Source organism: Roseovarius sp. BRH_c41 (assembly GCF_000961715.1).
Taxonomy (GTDB): Bacteria; Pseudomonadota; Alphaproteobacteria; order Rhodobacterales; family Rhodobacteraceae; genus Roseovarius.
This window is the reverse complement of the sequence record NZ_LADY01000067.1, coordinates 1-14,606: the sequence shown is the minus strand read 5'-3', so window position 1 is coordinate 14,606 and position 14,606 is coordinate 1. Positions and strand designations below refer to the sequence as shown.

The 14,606-nt window shown below is 62.0% G+C and carries 18 protein-coding genes; 6 read left to right on the top strand and 12 right to left on the bottom strand.

Features of this window, described 5'->3' with window-relative positions:
- From VR71_RS23245 to zwf, 7 genes are all read right to left on the bottom strand, one after another.
- Positions 1-731 (bottom strand): nickel/cobalt transporter (locus tag VR71_RS23245; protein WP_045686692.1); only part of this gene is annotated, 731 nt, incomplete at its 3' end.
- Complete coding sequence (locus tag VR71_RS23240; protein WP_045686691.1) at positions 713-1,357, bottom strand: DUF1007 family protein; 645 nt, start codon at positions 1,355-1,357, stop codon at positions 713-715. The genes VR71_RS23245 and VR71_RS23240, both read right to left, overlap by 19 nt.
- A 78-nt stretch (positions 1,358-1,435) precedes the next feature.
- Positions 1,436-2,194: a TylF/MycF/NovP-related O-methyltransferase gene (locus tag VR71_RS23235; RefSeq protein WP_296430818.1), complete on the bottom strand. Its 759-nt coding sequence runs from the start codon at positions 2,192-2,194 to the stop codon at positions 1,436-1,438.
- 77 nt (positions 2,195-2,271) lie between these two features.
- Positions 2,272-3,279: a polyphosphate kinase 2 gene (ppk2, locus tag VR71_RS23230; RefSeq protein WP_296430815.1), complete on the bottom strand. Its 1,008-nt coding sequence runs from the start codon at positions 3,277-3,279 to the stop codon at positions 2,272-2,274.
- Positions 3,280-3,396: 117 nt separating this feature from the next.
- Positions 3,397-4,977 (bottom strand): glucose-6-phosphate isomerase, encoded by a 1,581-nt coding sequence (pgi, locus tag VR71_RS23225; RefSeq protein ID WP_045686689.1) that lies wholly within the window; start codon positions 4,975-4,977, stop codon positions 3,397-3,399.
- A gap of 11 nt (positions 4,978-4,988) precedes the next feature.
- Positions 4,989-5,660 carry a 6-phosphogluconolactonase gene (gene pgl, locus VR71_RS23220; protein ID WP_009818502.1) on the bottom strand — a complete coding sequence of 224 codons (672 nt, stop codon included), beginning with the start codon at positions 5,658-5,660 and terminating at the stop codon, positions 4,989-4,991.
- Positions 5,657-7,111 carry a glucose-6-phosphate dehydrogenase gene (gene zwf / locus VR71_RS23215; protein ID WP_009818503.1) on the bottom strand — a complete coding sequence of 485 codons (1,455 nt, stop codon included), beginning with the start codon at positions 7,109-7,111 and terminating at the stop codon, positions 5,657-5,659. Before zwf ends, pgl begins: the two co-directional genes overlap by 4 nt.
- Positions 7,112-7,270: 159 nt before the next feature.
- Between zwf and VR71_RS23210 the strand changes: the two genes are divergently transcribed.
- Positions 7,271-8,224: a radical SAM protein gene (locus VR71_RS23210; protein WP_045686688.1), complete on the top strand. Its 954-nt coding sequence runs from the start codon at positions 7,271-7,273 to the stop codon at positions 8,222-8,224.
- 102 nt (positions 8,225-8,326) lie between these two features.
- On the opposite strand, the gene VR71_RS23205 is transcribed toward VR71_RS23210, so the two are convergent.
- The 3 genes from VR71_RS23205 to VR71_RS23195 are packed head-to-tail and all read right to left on the bottom strand — an operon-like array spanning position 8,327 to position 10,301.
- Positions 8,327-8,731: a hypothetical protein gene (locus VR71_RS23205; RefSeq protein WP_045686687.1), complete on the bottom strand. Its 405-nt coding sequence runs from the start codon at positions 8,729-8,731 to the stop codon at positions 8,327-8,329.
- Positions 8,732-8,733: 2 nt separating this feature from the next.
- Positions 8,734-9,102 (bottom strand): bleomycin resistance protein, encoded by a 369-nt coding sequence (locus VR71_RS23200; RefSeq protein WP_009818506.1) that lies wholly within the window; start codon positions 9,100-9,102, stop codon positions 8,734-8,736.
- Positions 9,099-10,301 (bottom strand): pyridoxal phosphate-dependent aminotransferase, encoded by a 1,203-nt coding sequence (locus VR71_RS23195; RefSeq protein WP_045686686.1) that lies wholly within the window; start codon positions 10,299-10,301, stop codon positions 9,099-9,101. The genes VR71_RS23200 and VR71_RS23195 overlap by 4 nt, the downstream gene beginning before the upstream one ends.
- Before the next feature lie 85 nt (positions 10,302-10,386).
- Between VR71_RS23195 and VR71_RS23190 the strand changes: the two genes are divergently transcribed.
- From VR71_RS23190 to VR71_RS23180, 3 genes are all read left to right on the top strand, one after another.
- Positions 10,387-10,788 (top strand): helix-turn-helix transcriptional regulator, encoded by a 402-nt coding sequence (locus tag VR71_RS23190; protein ID WP_009818508.1) that lies wholly within the window; start codon positions 10,387-10,389, stop codon positions 10,786-10,788.
- Positions 10,781-11,077 (top strand): succinate dehydrogenase assembly factor 2, encoded by a 297-nt coding sequence (locus VR71_RS23185; protein WP_296430814.1) that lies wholly within the window; start codon positions 10,781-10,783, stop codon positions 11,075-11,077. Before VR71_RS23190 ends, VR71_RS23185 begins: the two co-directional genes overlap by 8 nt.
- Positions 11,078-11,167: 90 nt before the next feature.
- Positions 11,168-11,668 carry a winged helix DNA-binding protein gene (locus VR71_RS23180; RefSeq protein WP_040651518.1) on the top strand — a complete coding sequence of 167 codons (501 nt, stop codon included), beginning with the start codon at positions 11,168-11,170 and terminating at the stop codon, positions 11,666-11,668.
- On the opposite strand, the gene VR71_RS23175 is transcribed toward VR71_RS23180, so the two are convergent.
- Entirely contained in the window at positions 11,662-12,387 is a 726-nt protein-coding gene (locus VR71_RS23175) for a DUF1194 domain-containing protein (RefSeq protein ID WP_045686685.1), read from the bottom strand. The genes VR71_RS23180 and VR71_RS23175 overlap by 7 nt on opposite strands.
- Entirely contained in the window at positions 12,354-12,782 is a 429-nt protein-coding gene (locus tag VR71_RS23170) for a VOC family protein (protein WP_040651520.1), read from the bottom strand. The genes VR71_RS23175 and VR71_RS23170 overlap by 34 nt, the downstream gene beginning before the upstream one ends.
- A 489-nt stretch (positions 12,783-13,271) precedes the next feature.
- Between VR71_RS23170 and thyX the strand changes: the two genes are divergently transcribed.
- Positions 13,272-14,186 carry an FAD-dependent thymidylate synthase gene (thyX, locus tag VR71_RS23165; protein WP_009818513.1) on the top strand — a complete coding sequence of 305 codons (915 nt, stop codon included), beginning with the start codon at positions 13,272-13,274 and terminating at the stop codon, positions 14,184-14,186.
- A 110-nt stretch (positions 14,187-14,296) separates the two neighbouring features.
- Positions 14,297-14,606 (top strand): DUF3800 domain-containing protein (locus tag VR71_RS23160; RefSeq protein WP_045686684.1); only part of this gene is annotated, 310 nt, incomplete at its 3' end.

Below are 14,606 nucleotides of genomic sequence, written 5' to 3'. Positions count from 1 at the left end.
AGGCCCATGGCAAAGGCGCCCATGATGCCCGCCAGATCCAGCCCCATGCGCCATGTGAGGATCAGCAGGAAAAGCGCGCCCGTGCAGGGGCGGATCGCCACGGCCCCAATCAGGGCGGCGGCGTCGCGCCAGCCGGTGACGGCCTCGGCCTCGGCCAGGGTTGGCCCGTGTTTGTGCCCGCAGGAGGGGCAGGGGGCGTCATGGTCGTGATGATGATGATGATCGTGGGTGGCGCGGGTTTTGCGCCAGCGGCGCAGGCCGCGAAACGCCAGCCAGAGACCGACGAGCGCGATGGCGGCAAAACTGGCGGGGGCCATGATATCCTCGGCCAGATCGGTCATGTGTTGGCGGGTGAGATCGAAGAGGAAGACGCCGGCATAGACCAGCAGCACCGCCGCTGCGGCCTGCGCAAAGCTGGAGGCGAGCGCCAAGAGTGACAGCCGGAGTGCGCTGACGCGCGCGGCCATGCCGTAGCCACCGATCAGGATCTTGCCATGGCCCGGCCCTGCCGCGTGAAAGAAGCCGTAGGCAAAGCAGAGGCCCAGCAACCCGGCCAGCGCCCCCGGTTCGCCGGCGCGCAGCGCGCGCAAGAGGCGGGCCATCGCCTGTTGCGTTTCGGCCTGTCCGGTGCGCGCCCAGTCGGAGACTTGTGCCGCGCCGCCAAAGCCCCAGAGCCAGATCACGAGGACAGCGAGCGCGAGGGCTGCAAGGCTCAGGACGGGGCGGCGCATGTGACCGAAAGGCTCTCGGAAAAGAGGTTGCCGATCTCGACCCCGGAATATTGTTCCTCGGCGGTCATTTCGCTGAGCATCTGGCGGAACTGTTCCTGGCTTTCGTCAAGGTCGGGTTCGGTGATCGTATAGACGCAGCCCTTGGGCAGGGTGATGGGACCGGCAAGGCTATGGGCCACGTAATAGGTGGGATCGTAAGCCTCGATGCGCAGGGCGTCGGCCTTGACGGGGCCGAAGGTGCGGGTATGGGTGGCAATGATGCGGTCATTGGTGAGGGCAATGCCGGTGGGGATCGGGTGATCAAGGGCAATCTTGGTCTCGCCCTGATACATATAGAGATCGCCCTCAAAGCCGTCTGGCCATTCGATCAGATCAAAGCCCTTGAGCTGGGCCAACTCTGCCTCGGTCAGGGTGCCGTCGCCGTCGGGGTCAAGCCCCATATCGGTGAGGATCAGGAGGGAAAAGAAATCATCATAGCTCCATGTCACCTCGACCTCTGTCAGCCGCCTCTGATCATCGGCGGTGAACCGCAGGGCCACATCGACAAAGACATGCGGATGCGCGCCCATGGGGGCGGCAGGCAGGCAGAGGGATGCGGCAAGGGCCATGGCGATGAGCGGCTTCATGCTACCAGACTTAGGCGCAGGGCGCGCCTGCTGCAAGGCGCGTTTGCTGCGGACAAGCGGCCCCGCGCGAAAGCGCGCTCAGGCCTTGATCACCAAGGATTGCCCACTGGTCAGGGACATGACGTTTTCGGGCTTGTCGGCGAAAAACTCGTCAATCGCCTTTTTCGCGCCGGGGCAGTCGCCAGAGCCGTAATCGTCGCAGAGGATGACGCCGCCCGGTTTGACCCGCGGATAGAAGAATTCGACCGAGGCCAGAGTTGGCTCATAGAGGTCGACATCGACATGGACGAGCGAGAATTGCTGATCCGCGACATCGTTGAAACGGTCGGGAATCCAGCCCTTGTGCAGGTCCACGCGGTCGCCAAAGGCGCTGAGGTTCTGGTGCACGATATCCTCTGGCACGGCCAGATCGCCCTTGGACCATTCCGACTTGCCGCCCGATTGCACATCGGCGTCGCTGGGCTCTGACAGGCCTTGGAAGGAGTCGAAGATGTGCAGGCGCTTGGTGCTCTGCATCCCTGCGCCGGTCAGCAAAAAGAGCGAGGATTTGCCATAGCGCGCGCCGCATTCGGCGAAATTGCCCTCGATCCCGCGCACCATGCGGGCGGAGGTGAGCAGCGTGAAGCAGCGGTCATAGGGGATGCCCTCGATGCCGCGCGCCTCGGCCATGTCGCGGGCGGCGATGAATTCGGGATCGGTCAGCCAGATCAGATGCGGTTTGTAGACCTCGTAGCGCTGCCGCGCGGCCAGACGCTTGGCCAGCTTGTAGTAGCTGCGCCGGTATTTTTCACGCCCCAGAAGAAGCCCGCCGAGAGAGTCGAGAGCCTTAATGATCACGGTTTGCACCTTTATGACGCCGCAGGCGGACCTGATGGCTACGCCTGCGGGTTCTTGGCCCAGACCGGGGCGCCGCGTCACGAGGCGCATCGCACCACCCTAGCGGTCTTGCGATCCTCGGGATGCAGGGACTTGCCCAGAATATGATCGCTCTTGTGCAGCACATGCTGTGCGGTCGACACGATCAGCGGATCGGGCGCATGGGCGATGTGGTGATCCTTGCCGGGGTAATCGAGCGAATCGAGAAAATGCCGCATGCAATTGAGGCGGGCGCGCTTCTTGTCATTCGACTTTATCACGGTCCAGGGCGCGTCGGCGGTGTCTGTGTAAAAGAACATCGCCTCTTTCGCCTCAGTGTAATCCTCCCATTTATCAAGGCTGGCCTTGTCAATGGGGCTGAGTTTCCAGAGTTTGAGCGGATCGGTTTCACGACTGGCAAAGCGGGCGCGCTGTTCGCCTTGGGTCACGGAAAACCAGTATTTGTAGAGCCGGATGCCGGAACGCACCAGCATACGCTCCAATTCGGGCGTCTCGCGCATGAATTCGAGGTAGTCATCCGGCTGGCAAAAGCCCATCACCCGCTCGACCCCGGCGCGGTTGTACCATGAGCGGTCATAGAGCACCATTTCGCCCGAGGTGGGCAGGTGTTGGACATAGCGTTGAAAATACCACAGGCCGCGTTCCTGATCGGTAGGTTTGTTAAGGGCCACGACCCGCGCGCTGCGGGGGTTGAGATGCTCGGTAAAGCGTTTGATCGTGCCGCCCTTGCCCGCTGCATCGCGCCCTTCGAAGATCAGCACGAATTTCTGCCCGGTTTCTTGCGCCCAAAGCTGCACCTTGAGCAATTCGGCCTGAAGATGCGCCTTTTGCGCTTCATAGCTGCGGCGTCCCATACGGGTCTCGTAGGGATAATCGCCGTTTTCAAAGGCTTGGCCTATGAAATTGGGACTGGTCTGGGAGGCCGTGATGGCAGGCTTTTCCGGCACCGGGGCCGGGATGGTGTCAAGGGCCGGTTGGTCAGGCTGGGAGGCGGGGATGGCCGTGGAGTCTGAGGTGGACATCTGGGACAGGGGCGACTCGGCCATACGGCACTCCGCGTTGGATGACTGATTACTCCCAGAATGATATATGATTTTTTTGTGTCACACTTTGCGCTAAATCAAATGTCGCGAAGCATGCGGGCTTGATCCGTTGTCCGCGCCTCAGACTCCGGCTGCGCGGGCAAAGGCCACGAGGGCAGCGGTTGATCCGTCACGCGTCAGGGTGGTGTCGCCCGTCAGCATGGCGTCCACATCGACCGCCAGCACCTTGCCCAGTTCCACCCCCCATTGGTCAAACGAATTGAGGCCGAGGATCACACCCTCAACGAACACCCGATGCTCATAAAGCGCGATGATCTGGCCCAGACGGCGCGGGGTCAGCCGGTCATAGATCAGCGTGGTCGAGGGGCGGTTGCCGGGAAAGACCCGGTGTGCGGCCTGCCGCTCGAGCTCTGCGCCGGTGTAGCCCGCATCGCGCATCAGCGCGCGCGCCTCATCCAGCGAGCGACCGCGCAAGAGCGCCTTGGATTGCGCGAGGCAATTGGCCACCAGCAGGCGGTGATGATGCGCAAGCTCGGGTTCATGACCGGTGGCTGCCACGAGGAATTCGCAGGGGATCACAGCGGTGCCCTGATGGATCAGCTGGTAAAAGGCATGTTGGCCGTTGGTGCCCGGTTCGCCCCAGACTACGGGGCCGGACGGACGCTCCAGCAGGGCACCGGACATGCTCACGCGCTTGCCGTTGCTCTCCATCTCCAACTGTTGCAGATAGGCGGGCAGGCGGGCCAGACGCTGATCGTAGGGCAGGACCGCGCGGGTGCCATAGCCCATCGCCTGATGGTGCCAGAGACCGATGAGCGCCAGCATCATTGGCATATTCTCCAGCGGTGCGGCGTCTTGAAAATGGTGGTCCATCGCCTCGGCCCCGGCGAGGAATTCATGGAACCGCTCCGGTCCGATGGCGATCATCAGTGACAGACCGATCGGCCCCCAGACCGAATAGCGCCCGCCAACGTAATCGCCAAAGCCAAAGACGCGGGCCGGATCAATGCCCCAGTCTGCGGTCTTCTCAGTGGCAGATGAGACAGCGGCGAAGTGTGGGCCGGGCTCGACCCCGGCGGCGGCCATCCAGTCGCGGGCGGTGGTGGCATTGGTCATGGTCTCGATGGTGGTAAAGGTCTTGGAGGCGACGATCACAAGGGTCGTCGCCGGGTTCAGCCCCGTCAGCGTGTCGGCGATATCGGCCCCGTCAACGTTCGACACGAAATGACAGCGCGGCCCGTCGTGATAGGGGCGCAGCGCCCGCACGGCCATCTCGGGGCCCAGATGCGAGCCGCCGATGCCGATGTTGACGACATCGGTGACCGACCCCTGCCGGATGTGAGTGGCAAACTCTGCCATGCGTGTGCGCGTGGCGGTGATTTCCGGCATGATGTCCGCGCCCTCGACCATCACCGCTCCGCCCGACAGATTGCGCAGCGCGCTGTGCAGGACGGGCCGCCCCTCGGTCTCGTTGATCGGCGCGCCTTGGAACATGGCGGCGCGGCGTGCGGCAACGCCGGACGCCTCTGCAAGACCGATCAGAGCGCTGCGGGCAGGGGCGGTCAAGGCGGTCTTGGAGTAATCCAGTAGCATGCCGTCGAACCGGGTCGAAAACCCCCCGGCGCGGTTTGGCTCGTCAAACAATCCGACAATATCACATTTCCGCGCTGCCTGTGCGAAGCGCTCGACCTCAGACCACATTCTCTGTCCTTTCACGGGCTCCAATGGATTGTTGTACCGGCTAGCACGGCGGCAATCGGTGCCTCAAGAGGGCGCATGTGTTGTGCGCGCTCGAACGCCGCGCGTTTTTGTGCGCCGGTGATCACGACGTGCTTGCTGAGCGCGCCATCCAGCACCCGCGCCGAGAGGGTGACGCGCGGCTCGTCCAGACCCGGCGCGCGCATCGGCACGAGAATGGGCGCGTTGCGCTCCAGCGCCTCTTCCAGCCGGTCGGCACCGGGAAAGAGCGAGGCGGTGTGCATATCCGCGCCCATGCCCAAGAGGCAGACATCAATCGGCAGGGCGGGCGCGATATTGGCCTCCAGTTCCGCCAGCACCGATTCCGGCTCTTCGGCCTTGGCATAGAGCGGCAGATACCGCGCCGCCGCCGCCCGGTCCTTGAGCAAGTGTTCGCGGATCAACCGTGTGTTGGAGCGGACATGCACCTCGGGCCGCCAGCGTTCATCGCTCAGCAGGATATCGACCCGGTCCCAGTCCAGATCGACCGCGCAGAGCCCGTCAAAAATCGGCCCCGGCGTGGTCCCTCCCGGCACGACGAACAAAACCCGGTCCTGATTGCGCAACGCCTTGCGCAGATCTCCGGCCAGCACACCCACCAGCCCCATCGCCAGCATTTCGTCATCGGCATATTCGACAAAGCTCATGGTCGTATCTCCCGCCAGCGTCGCCCGTCCCGATGCATCAGCATCAACGCGTCGTCTGGCCCTGAGGATCCCGTTGCATAGGGTAGGGGATCGCTTGTGTCTTCCTCCCATTCCGCGATGATCGGATCGGTCCAGGCCCAGGCGGCCTCGACCTCGTCCCCGCGCATGAAGAGGGTCTGATTGCCGCGTATCACATCCATGATCAGCCGCTCATAGGCATCGGGGAAATCCGCCTCTTCCGGTCCCAACGCCTCGGCAAAGGTCATGTCGAGCGGCACGTCGATCAAACGCATGCCCCCCGGTCCCGGTTCCTTGATCGTCACGCCCAATTCGATTCCCTCATTGGGTTGCAGGCGGATCGTCAGGATATTGCGGTGCCGCCCGGCATCCGCGCCAAAGATCGAATGCGGCGCATCCTTGAACACCACCGCGATTTCGCTGGCGCGATCCTTGAGGCGCTTGCCGGTGCGTAGATAGAACGGCGTGCCTGCCCACCGCCAGTTGCTGATATGCGCCTTCAATGCCACGAAACTTTCGGTCGTGCTGTCGCGGTTGCCCACCTGATTGCGATAGCCGGGTTGTGTGCCATCGCCCTCATATTGGCCGCGCACCACATTGCCCCGCGCCACCGGATCAAGCGCGCGGATGACCTTGAGCTTTTCGTCGCGCACCGCGTCCGGCTCGAATTTCGCGGGCGGCTCCATGGCGATGAGGCACAAGAGCTGCATCATGTGGTTTTGCACCATGTCGCGCATCGCGCCGGATTTGTCATAGTAATCGCCACGCCCGCCCACGCCCACGGATTCCGCCACGGTGATCTGGATGTGATCGACATATTGGCTGTTCCAGAGCGGTTCAAACAAAACGTTGCCAAAGCGGATCGCCATCAGGTTCTGTACGGTTTCCTTGCCGAGATAATGGTCGATCCGGTAGATTTGACCTTCGGTGAAATGCCGCGCCAAGACCCGGTTGAGGTCACGCGCCGTTTCCAGATCGCGGCCAAAGGGCTTTTCCACCACGATCCGGCTCTGCTCATCCGCCATGCCATGTTTGTGAAGCCGCTTGGCCAGATCGCCAAAGAGCGACGGCGCCACCGAGAAATAGAACGCCCGAATTCGCTCGGGGCGCATGAGCGCGGCCAGAGCCTCCCAGCCATCCGTGCCACGGGCATCGAGCGTGACATAATCCAGCATATCGAGAAAGGCCGTCAGGTCCTTTTTGCGGGCCGATTCCTCGCCGCCGAACTCGACAATCGCCTCACGCACCATGGCGCGATACGCTTTGGTGTCCATCTCGCTGCGCGCAGCCCCGATCAGGCGCACATCGCCCTCGATCTGACCCGCGACAAAGCGGCGAAAGAGCGCCGGCAATATCTTGCGCCGCGCCAGATCACCGGTGCCGCCAAAAATCACCAGATCAAACGGATCGACCGGGATCACCCGAGAGGCCATGGCCCATCTCCTTTGCTCGTCGTCAGCCCGGTTTTCGGGCGCGCCGCGTGTCGCGGCAACTCTAACATGTTGGAGCGTCTTCACAATGGCGTCAGAATGCTTCCCTTGCCAGACCTCGGGCGATAGGTGAGAAAAGACAAACAGACTGTGGATCGCCCTATGAAAGATAACGTCGTCGTCCCTGCCAATCGGGGCAAGTTTCAGAACCCGGAGCGCACCGCCAAGGGCGAAGCGCGCGCCTCTGTGCCATTGAGCCATCCCGAGACGCTGTGGTTCAACACCGGCACGCTCTGCAATATCGAATGCCGCAACTGCTATATCCTCAGCTCGCCCAGCAACGATGCGCTGGTCTATATCAGCGAATCAGAGGTGCGCGACTATCTCGAGCAGGCGCGCGCGCGGGCCTGGCCGCTGCGCGAGATCGCCTTTACCGGCGGTGAGCCGTTCTTGAACCCCGAAATGATCGGCATGGCGCGCGCGGCGCTGGACGGCGGTTACGAGGTTCTGATTCTCACGAATGCCATGCGCCCGATGATGCGCAAGACGATGCGCGCGGGCCTGCTTGAGCTGGTCACGACATGGGGCGACAAGCTGACCCTGCGGATTTCCGTCGATCACTGGTCCGAGGCGCTGCATGACGAAGAGCGCGGGGCAGGGGCCTTTGCCAAGACGCTGGAGGGCATGTGCTGGTTGCGGGATCATGGGGGTCGCATGACCGTGGCCGGGCGCACCGTCTGGGGTGAGAGCGAGGCGCAATCGCGCGCAGGCTATGCGGCGTTTTATGCCGAGCATGGGTTTGAGATTGACGCCTATGATCCGGCCGCAACCGTGCTCTTCCCCGAGATGGACGAGGCGGCCGACGTCCCCGAGATCACCACGGCCTGTTGGAATATTCTGGGCAAGCGGCCCGAGGACATCATGTGCGCCTCGTCGCGCATGGTGGTGAAACGCAAAGGCGCGGCACGGCCTGCGGTGGTGGCCTGCACGCTGCTGCCTTATGCGCCCGAGTTCGAGTTGGGCGAAACGCTGGCCGAGGCCGAGCGCGACGTGGCGCTGAACCATCCCCATTGCGCCAAGTTCTGCGTGCTGGGCGGGGCAAGCTGTTCGCGGTGAGGGGCGGCGGGGCCTGTTGCTGACCTTGACTCCAAGCGGCGGCGCGTTCCGCGCCTTGATTCCGCGCATTGGAGATCGGGGCAAACGTCCCCTCACGCCGCCTCACTCGTCCTTGAGCAGCCGATCCGCCTTTTTGCGCACCAGCACCGTGCGCAGGTCGTGCATCGCCAAGAGAAGCGCATCCGTTACCTGTTCGAGTTGTCCATCGGTGGCCTTGGACTGGACCCAATGCGTTGTGGTATTGAGGTAATCCACCGCGCGCAGGATATCGTCGATGTCGCGGTATTCGACCAGTTTCAGCCGCTCTTCCATCCATTCGGTGATGGCGGCAGTGTCGGCGTCGGTCAGGGCGCGTTCGCCCTGCGGCTTGATCTCGGATTTGCGGATATTAACGGTGGCGATCTGTTCCATCTCGATCCGGCGCTGTCGGTTCTCGGTATCGACCCGGAACACGAAGGCACCGTTTTCACGGACCCTGAAGTAATATTCCGGCAGATCACCCGCCATGGTCAGGCACTTTCCAGAACGCGCCAGAGCGAACCGTCGGGATCGACCAGCGCAAACATTCGGGGCGCATTCGCAAGGGTGAAAGGATCGGTCAATCGCGGGATGGCGTTGCGCGTGTCGGGCAGATCCGTGGCGCCGCGCCATTCGGCATGCAGGCTGTCAATCTCGGGCAGACGCAGGCAGGCGGAAAAGCAACTGGTGCCGGGGTCCAGATCGGGATGCGGGAAAAACTCGACCGTCATGCCCTCCCGGCTCAGGATCATCCAGCCTGCATTGCGGAATTCAGTCTGAAAGCCGAGCATCGCGTAAAAGCGCTCGGTTGCATCGAAATCCCGGCTGGGCAGGTTTGCGGTTATCTTGCCTGTGGTCATGTCAGCCCTTTACAGAACGTCTGAATCCGCGTGCATGCCTCTTTCAGCGCGTCATCCGATGTCGCATAGCTGATCCGGAAATTCGGCGACAGGCCAAAGGCCGCGCCAAAGACCACCGCCACGCCGGTTTCCTCCAGAAGCGCCGTGGCAAAAGCCTCGTCATCCGCGATCACCGCGCCGCCCGCGCTGGTCTTGCCGATCAACCCGGCAATCGACGGGTAGACATAGAACGCGCCATTGGGCGTGGGACATTCCATGCCCTCGATCTCATTGAGCATCGCCACCACCAGATCGCGACGGCGGGCAAAGACGGCGTTGTTCTCGGCGATGAAATCATGGCTGCCGTTCAGCGCCTCGACCGCCGCCCATTGGCTGATAGTGCAGGGGTTCGACGTGCTCTGCGACTGGATCTTGCGCATCGCGGCAATGAGGTCTTGTGGACCCGCCGCATAGCCAATCCGCCAGCCGGTCATGCAATAGGCCTTGGACACCCCATTGCAGGTCAGGGTGCGGTCATAGAGCGCCGGTTCCACCTGAGCGGGGGTGCAGAATTCAAATCCGTCATAGGCCAGATGCTCATACATGTCGTCGGTCATGATCCAGACATGGGGATGCCGCATCAAAACGTCGGTCAGCCCCTTTAACTCATCCCATGTATAGCCTGCCCCGGTGGGATTGCTGGGCGAATTGAAGATGAACCAGCGGGTTTTCGGCGTGATCGCGGCCTCCAGCGCCGCAGGCGTCAGTTTGAACCCGGTCTCGATCCCCGCAGGCGCAATCACCGGCTCGCCGCCCGCAAGCAGCACCATATCGGGATAGCTCACCCAATAGGGCGCGGGGATCAGCACCTCGTCGCCGGGATTGAGCGTGGCCATGAGGGCATTATAGAGGATCTGCTTGCCGCCCGAGGCGACGCTGACCTGTGCAGGCACATAGTCCAACCCGTTGTCCCGCTTGAACTTGGCGCAGATTGCGGCCTTCAACTCGGGGATACCATCGACGGCGGTGTATTTGGTCTTGCCCTCTTCGATGGCGCGGATGCCTGCGGCGCGGATATGCGCGGGCGTGGCGAAATCCGGCTCTCCGGCCCCGAGGCCGATCACGTCGCGCCCGGCGGCCTTGAGTTCCTGCGCCTTGGTGGTCACGGCGATGGTAGGCGAGGGTTTGACGCGCGACAATGTCGCAGACAGACGGGACATGGCCGGCTCCGGTTTGAATTCACTCCGGGAATGTCTTAGGGTGCGCTCGGAGCTTGATCAAGCACGATCACCGGAAAGGAAGACAATGACCACAGATAGCACCGACAGCTGGTTTGACCCCGACTCGACCACCTTTGGCGACCGTGTGACCGGCGCGCGCGAGCGCTCAGGCATGTCTCAGACGGATCTGGCAAAGCGCTTGGGCGTCAAGCTCAAGACGCTCAAGGCTTGGGAAAATGATCTTTCAGAGCCGCGTGCCAACAAGCTCTCGATGATGGCGGGCATGCTGAATGTCTCGCTGCTCTGGCTGCTCTCGGGTGAAGGCGAGGGCCCCGGAGGCCCCGAGATGGGAGAGTTGTCCAGTGATGTGATGGAAATGCTGACCGAAATTCGCGACATCCGCGCACAGATGACCCGATCAACCGACCGTCTGGGGCGTCTGGAAAAGACCCTGCGCGCCAAGCTGCGGGAAGAAGCCGGTGAGTGAGACCCCAGTTGAGGCACCGGGTGCGGTGGACGAGCCCCGCGCGCACCGTCTGAAACGCCTGCACATGCGCGCCATGCGCCGCGGGATCAAGGAAATGGACATCATCCTGAGCCGCTATGCCGAGGCGCGGCTCGAGGCGATGGAAGACAGCGCGCTCGACGGGTTCGACGCGCTCCTCTGCGAGAACGATCAGGATCTCTATCAATGGGTGACGGGTCAAACGCCGCCGCCCGCGCGCTTTGCGCCATTGGTCGCGGATATCGCGACGCAGGCGAGCGCGGCAAAATAGGTCGCATTTTAGAGGAACCGACCCCGGTTTACCGAATGTTCGGGTTTATATCGGATGGTCTCCGGCGAGCAGTATCGCACGGAGACCGACATGAGCTATCTCAGCCCCCTGACCACAGGAGCCGTTCACAGCGCCTTTATCAGCAGCTATCTGGATGCGCTGTCGCTGGTGGAACGTCTGCATCGGTTGCTCTTGGACGTGATCAAGGACGAGTTCGAGCGTGTCGGCGTGCTTGAGATCAACGCGGTTCAGGCTCTGTTGCTCTTCAACATCGGTGACCATGAGGTAACGGCCGGCGAGTTGAAAACGCGCGGCTATTATCAGGGCAGCAACGTAAGCTACAATCTCAAGAAACTGGTGGATATGGGTTATATGCATCACCAACGCTGCGAGGTGGATCGCCGGTCTGTCCGGGTGCGCCTCACGGAGAAGGGGCGCAGCGTCCGCGACGTGGTGGCAGACCTCTTTGCTCGCCATGCCGAGGGGTTGGAGGGGCGCGGCGTGCTCGGCCCTGACGGGATCGACCAGATCACCGCGTCGCTGCGCCGGGTCGAGCGGTACTGGGCCGATCAGATCCGCTATATCTATTGATGCCGCGTGCGGGGCAGGGGCAGCGCCCCCAGCATGATATCGTTGATCTCGCGGTAGAGCTTGCGTGACATGGCGACCTCGAAATCCTCAAACCCCTGCGCCAGTTCCAGAAACGCACCCGGCCCGCGCAGGACTTCGCGGCGGTAATAGGCCATCACTTGCGGATCATGTCCGAGGATCACCAATCCATTGACGGTAATCCCCTCAAAGGGAAAATGTTTATAGGCCAGGGTCGGGGCAAAGCCCTGATTGTTGATCCCGTCGCCCGAGACATCAATCACCTTCCGGTCACAGGCGGGCGCGCGGGCCAACAGATGCGCGCCGTACCCCAAGGCCGAGCCAAGCGCCGTTGGATAATCCGAGGTTGACCGTTCCATTCCCGCCAGCACCGCCACGGCTTGGGTGATATCCGCGTCAGAGCGTAGCAGCGTCCAGTCGAGATGCAGCTTCTCCTGAAACCGCCCGCTCCACTCATAGACCGCCAGAGCGACATCGCCTGTGGCCCCGCCCAGGATCGCCACGCGAATGTCCGGCGCATCCAACGCCGAGGCAAGTCCTATCCGTTGCAAGGCATATTCCGCCTCATCAACCGAAGAGGACACATCCAGCGCCAGCGCCAGCGCAAGGCGACAGGCCCCCTGCGCCGGTGCCGCCATAAGGGCGAGCAAGACCGCTGCGGCCAACCTCACCAATGGCCGATATTCTCCATGCTGGTCCATGGCTCTGCCGGGGCCAGCGCGTCACCCTCTTGCAAAAGCTCCACCGAGATATTGTCGGGGCTGCGCACAAAGGCCATGCGCCCATCGCGCGGCGGGCGGTTGATGGTCACGCCATTGTCCATCAGATGCTGGCAGAGGTCGTAGATATTGCTGGTCGCATAGGCGAGATGGCCGAAATGTCGGCTGTCCGAGGGCAGGTCTTCGTCGCCATCCCAATTATAGGTGAGCTCGACCGGGCACTCCTCTTGTCCCTCGGGTGCCATGAACACCAGCGTAAAACGCCCGCCGTCATTGTCCCAGCGGCGGGTTTCCTTGAGCCCCAACAGGCCAAAGAACCGCTGTGTCGCCTCAAGGTCTTTGACCCGAACCATCGTGTGCAGGTATTTGATGCGCATGGTCATCCTCCGTGATTGCAATGCTGCAGAGGATAGTGGCCCGCGCGCCCGTGTCGAGGGCAATATCTCTGGATCGCCCCCGGTGACAGGCCTGAGAATTCTGACCGCTTCGCCGGGTCGGTCCAACGCGGCGGTGCGCGCAGGATTTGCGGCACAGGGCACCGCGTCCAGCCTGTCGCCCGCATCCCCCAAGGGTCCGCCGGTCGTCCCGCCGTCGGTTGCGTCTTGCTCAAACGGGTTGGATGATCCGCCCCGCAGCCGCCCAAAAGGACAGTGGACATCAGGCCTGCCACATTCTTTCATGTTTATTCTTTGGATTGAATGCAGCCTCAGCCCATTGCATTCAAAAGTTATTCAGCGATTCAGCCTCGGATTGCAGAAGTTGACGCCGTGTTGCCCATCGGCAGCCACTCGATATTGGCTTTCCAGAGGGGCTATCCCCAAGATATAGTGATCTCCGACTCGTTCTTGTGAAGAAAGGCCCCCGCCATGCCCCTCAGCCCCGACCAACAGGCCGAAATCGACGCCCAGCGCGGCCAGACCCAAACCACCCTGCGCGCCACTGCGCCGGGGATGGAACAGCACCTCTACACCGCCCATCCGGTGCTCGATCACGGCTTTGTCCGGGTGATCGACTACATGGGCGATGATGCCGCCATCGTACAGGCCGCGCGGGTGAGTTATGGCGCCGGCACCAAACATGTGCAGAATGACGAGGGGCTCATTCGCTATCTGATGCGGCACTGGCATTCGACCCCCTTCGAGATGTGCGAGATCAAGCTGCATGTCAAACTGCCGGTGTTTGTCGCGCGCCAGTGGATCAGACACCGCACCGCCAACGTCAACGAATACTCCGCCCGCTACTCGATCCTCGACCGTGAGTTCTATATTCCGGCCCCCGACGCGCTCAACGCGCAATCGACCACCAACAATCAGGGGCGGGGTGCGGCGCTCGAGGGCGAAGAGGCGCAGCGCGTGTTGCGCCTGCTGACCGAGGACGCGATGCGCTGCTATGACCATTACGAGGATATGATTTCACAGGACGGCCAACAGGGGCTGGCCCGCGAACTGGCTCGCATGAACCTGCCCGCCAATATCTATACGCAATGGTATTGGAAGGTCGATCTGCACAACCTCCTGCACTTCCTGCGCCTGCGCGCCGATGCCCACGCCCAGTACGAGATCCGCGTCTACGCCGACGAAATCTGCCGCCTCGTGGCCGATTGGGTGCCCTATGCCTACAAGGCGTTCGAGGATTACCGTATGGGCGGGGCTACCCTGTCCGCCACGGCGCTCGATTGCGTGCGCCGCATGCTGAAAGGCGAGACGGTCACGCAGGAAACCTCCGGCATGTCCAAGGGCGAATGGCGGGAGTTTGAGGGGGTTTTGAACGCCCCCGCATAGCGGGGACAAAACGCTCCAGTGGAGCGTTTTGAGTGAAAAGCGGGCGCGCCCATGGCGCGGCCAGGATGGAGTGGATAGGTGTGTTTTATGTCCTGATTAGAAAGTGATACATGAAGTATACCATTTTCATCGACGAAAGTGGCGAGGCAGGTATCGCTAACGTTCGCCAAGAAAGCAAACCCGGCGCATCACCGTATTTCGTCCTCGGCGCAGCGGTGTTACAGCCTGCTTCTCAAATTCAAGCAAGAAAAGTTCTGTATGATTTCAAAAATACGATCAAGAAATCCGCTTGGAAACATGCCACCGATCTAAATCACACTGAGAAGGTTTATCTTGCCCGCTTGTTGGGAAAATTGCCCGTTAGGTACTTTGCCGTAATTTCAAACAAAGCAACACTAAACGACTACAAGGATACGATCG

Bases quoted from the DNA above. Each gene is read 5' to 3' on its own strand.
- pgi (WP_045686689.1), bottom strand. From the start codon at position 4,977: ATGTGGTCTGAGGTCGAGCGCTTCGCACAGGCAGCGCGGAAATGTGAT.
- VR71_RS23175 (WP_045686685.1), bottom strand. From the start codon at position 12,387: ATGGACCAGCATGGAGAATATCGGCCATTGGTGAGGTTGGCCGCAGCG.
- VR71_RS23170 (WP_040651520.1), bottom strand. From the start codon at position 12,782: ATGCGCATCAAATACCTGCACACGATGGTTCGGGTCAAAGACCTTGAG.
- ppk2 (WP_296430815.1), bottom strand. From the start codon at position 3,279: ATGGCCGAGTCGCCCCTGTCCCAGATGTCCACCTCAGACTCCACGGCC.
- VR71_RS23195 (WP_045686686.1), bottom strand. From the start codon at position 10,301: ATGTCCCGTCTGTCTGCGACATTGTCGCGCGTCAAACCCTCGCCTACC.
- VR71_RS23190 (WP_009818508.1), top strand. From the start codon at position 10,387: ATGACCACAGATAGCACCGACAGCTGGTTTGACCCCGACTCGACCACC.
- VR71_RS23240 (WP_045686691.1), bottom strand. From the start codon at position 1,357: ATGAAGCCGCTCATCGCCATGGCCCTTGCCGCATCCCTCTGCCTGCCT.
- zwf (WP_009818503.1), bottom strand. From the start codon at position 7,111: ATGGCCTCTCGGGTGATCCCGGTCGATCCGTTTGATCTGGTGATTTTT.
- VR71_RS23210 (WP_045686688.1), top strand. From the start codon at position 7,271: ATGAAAGATAACGTCGTCGTCCCTGCCAATCGGGGCAAGTTTCAGAAC.
- thyX (WP_009818513.1), top strand. From the start codon at position 13,272: ATGCCCCTCAGCCCCGACCAACAGGCCGAAATCGACGCCCAGCGCGGC.
- pgl (WP_009818502.1), bottom strand. From the start codon at position 5,660: ATGAGCTTTGTCGAATATGCCGATGACGAAATGCTGGCGATGGGGCTG.
- VR71_RS23180 (WP_040651518.1), top strand. From the start codon at position 11,168: ATGAGCTATCTCAGCCCCCTGACCACAGGAGCCGTTCACAGCGCCTTT.
- VR71_RS23205 (WP_045686687.1), bottom strand. From the start codon at position 8,731: ATGGCGGGTGATCTGCCGGAATATTACTTCAGGGTCCGTGAAAACGGT.
- VR71_RS23200 (WP_009818506.1), bottom strand. From the start codon at position 9,102: ATGACCACAGGCAAGATAACCGCAAACCTGCCCAGCCGGGATTTCGAT.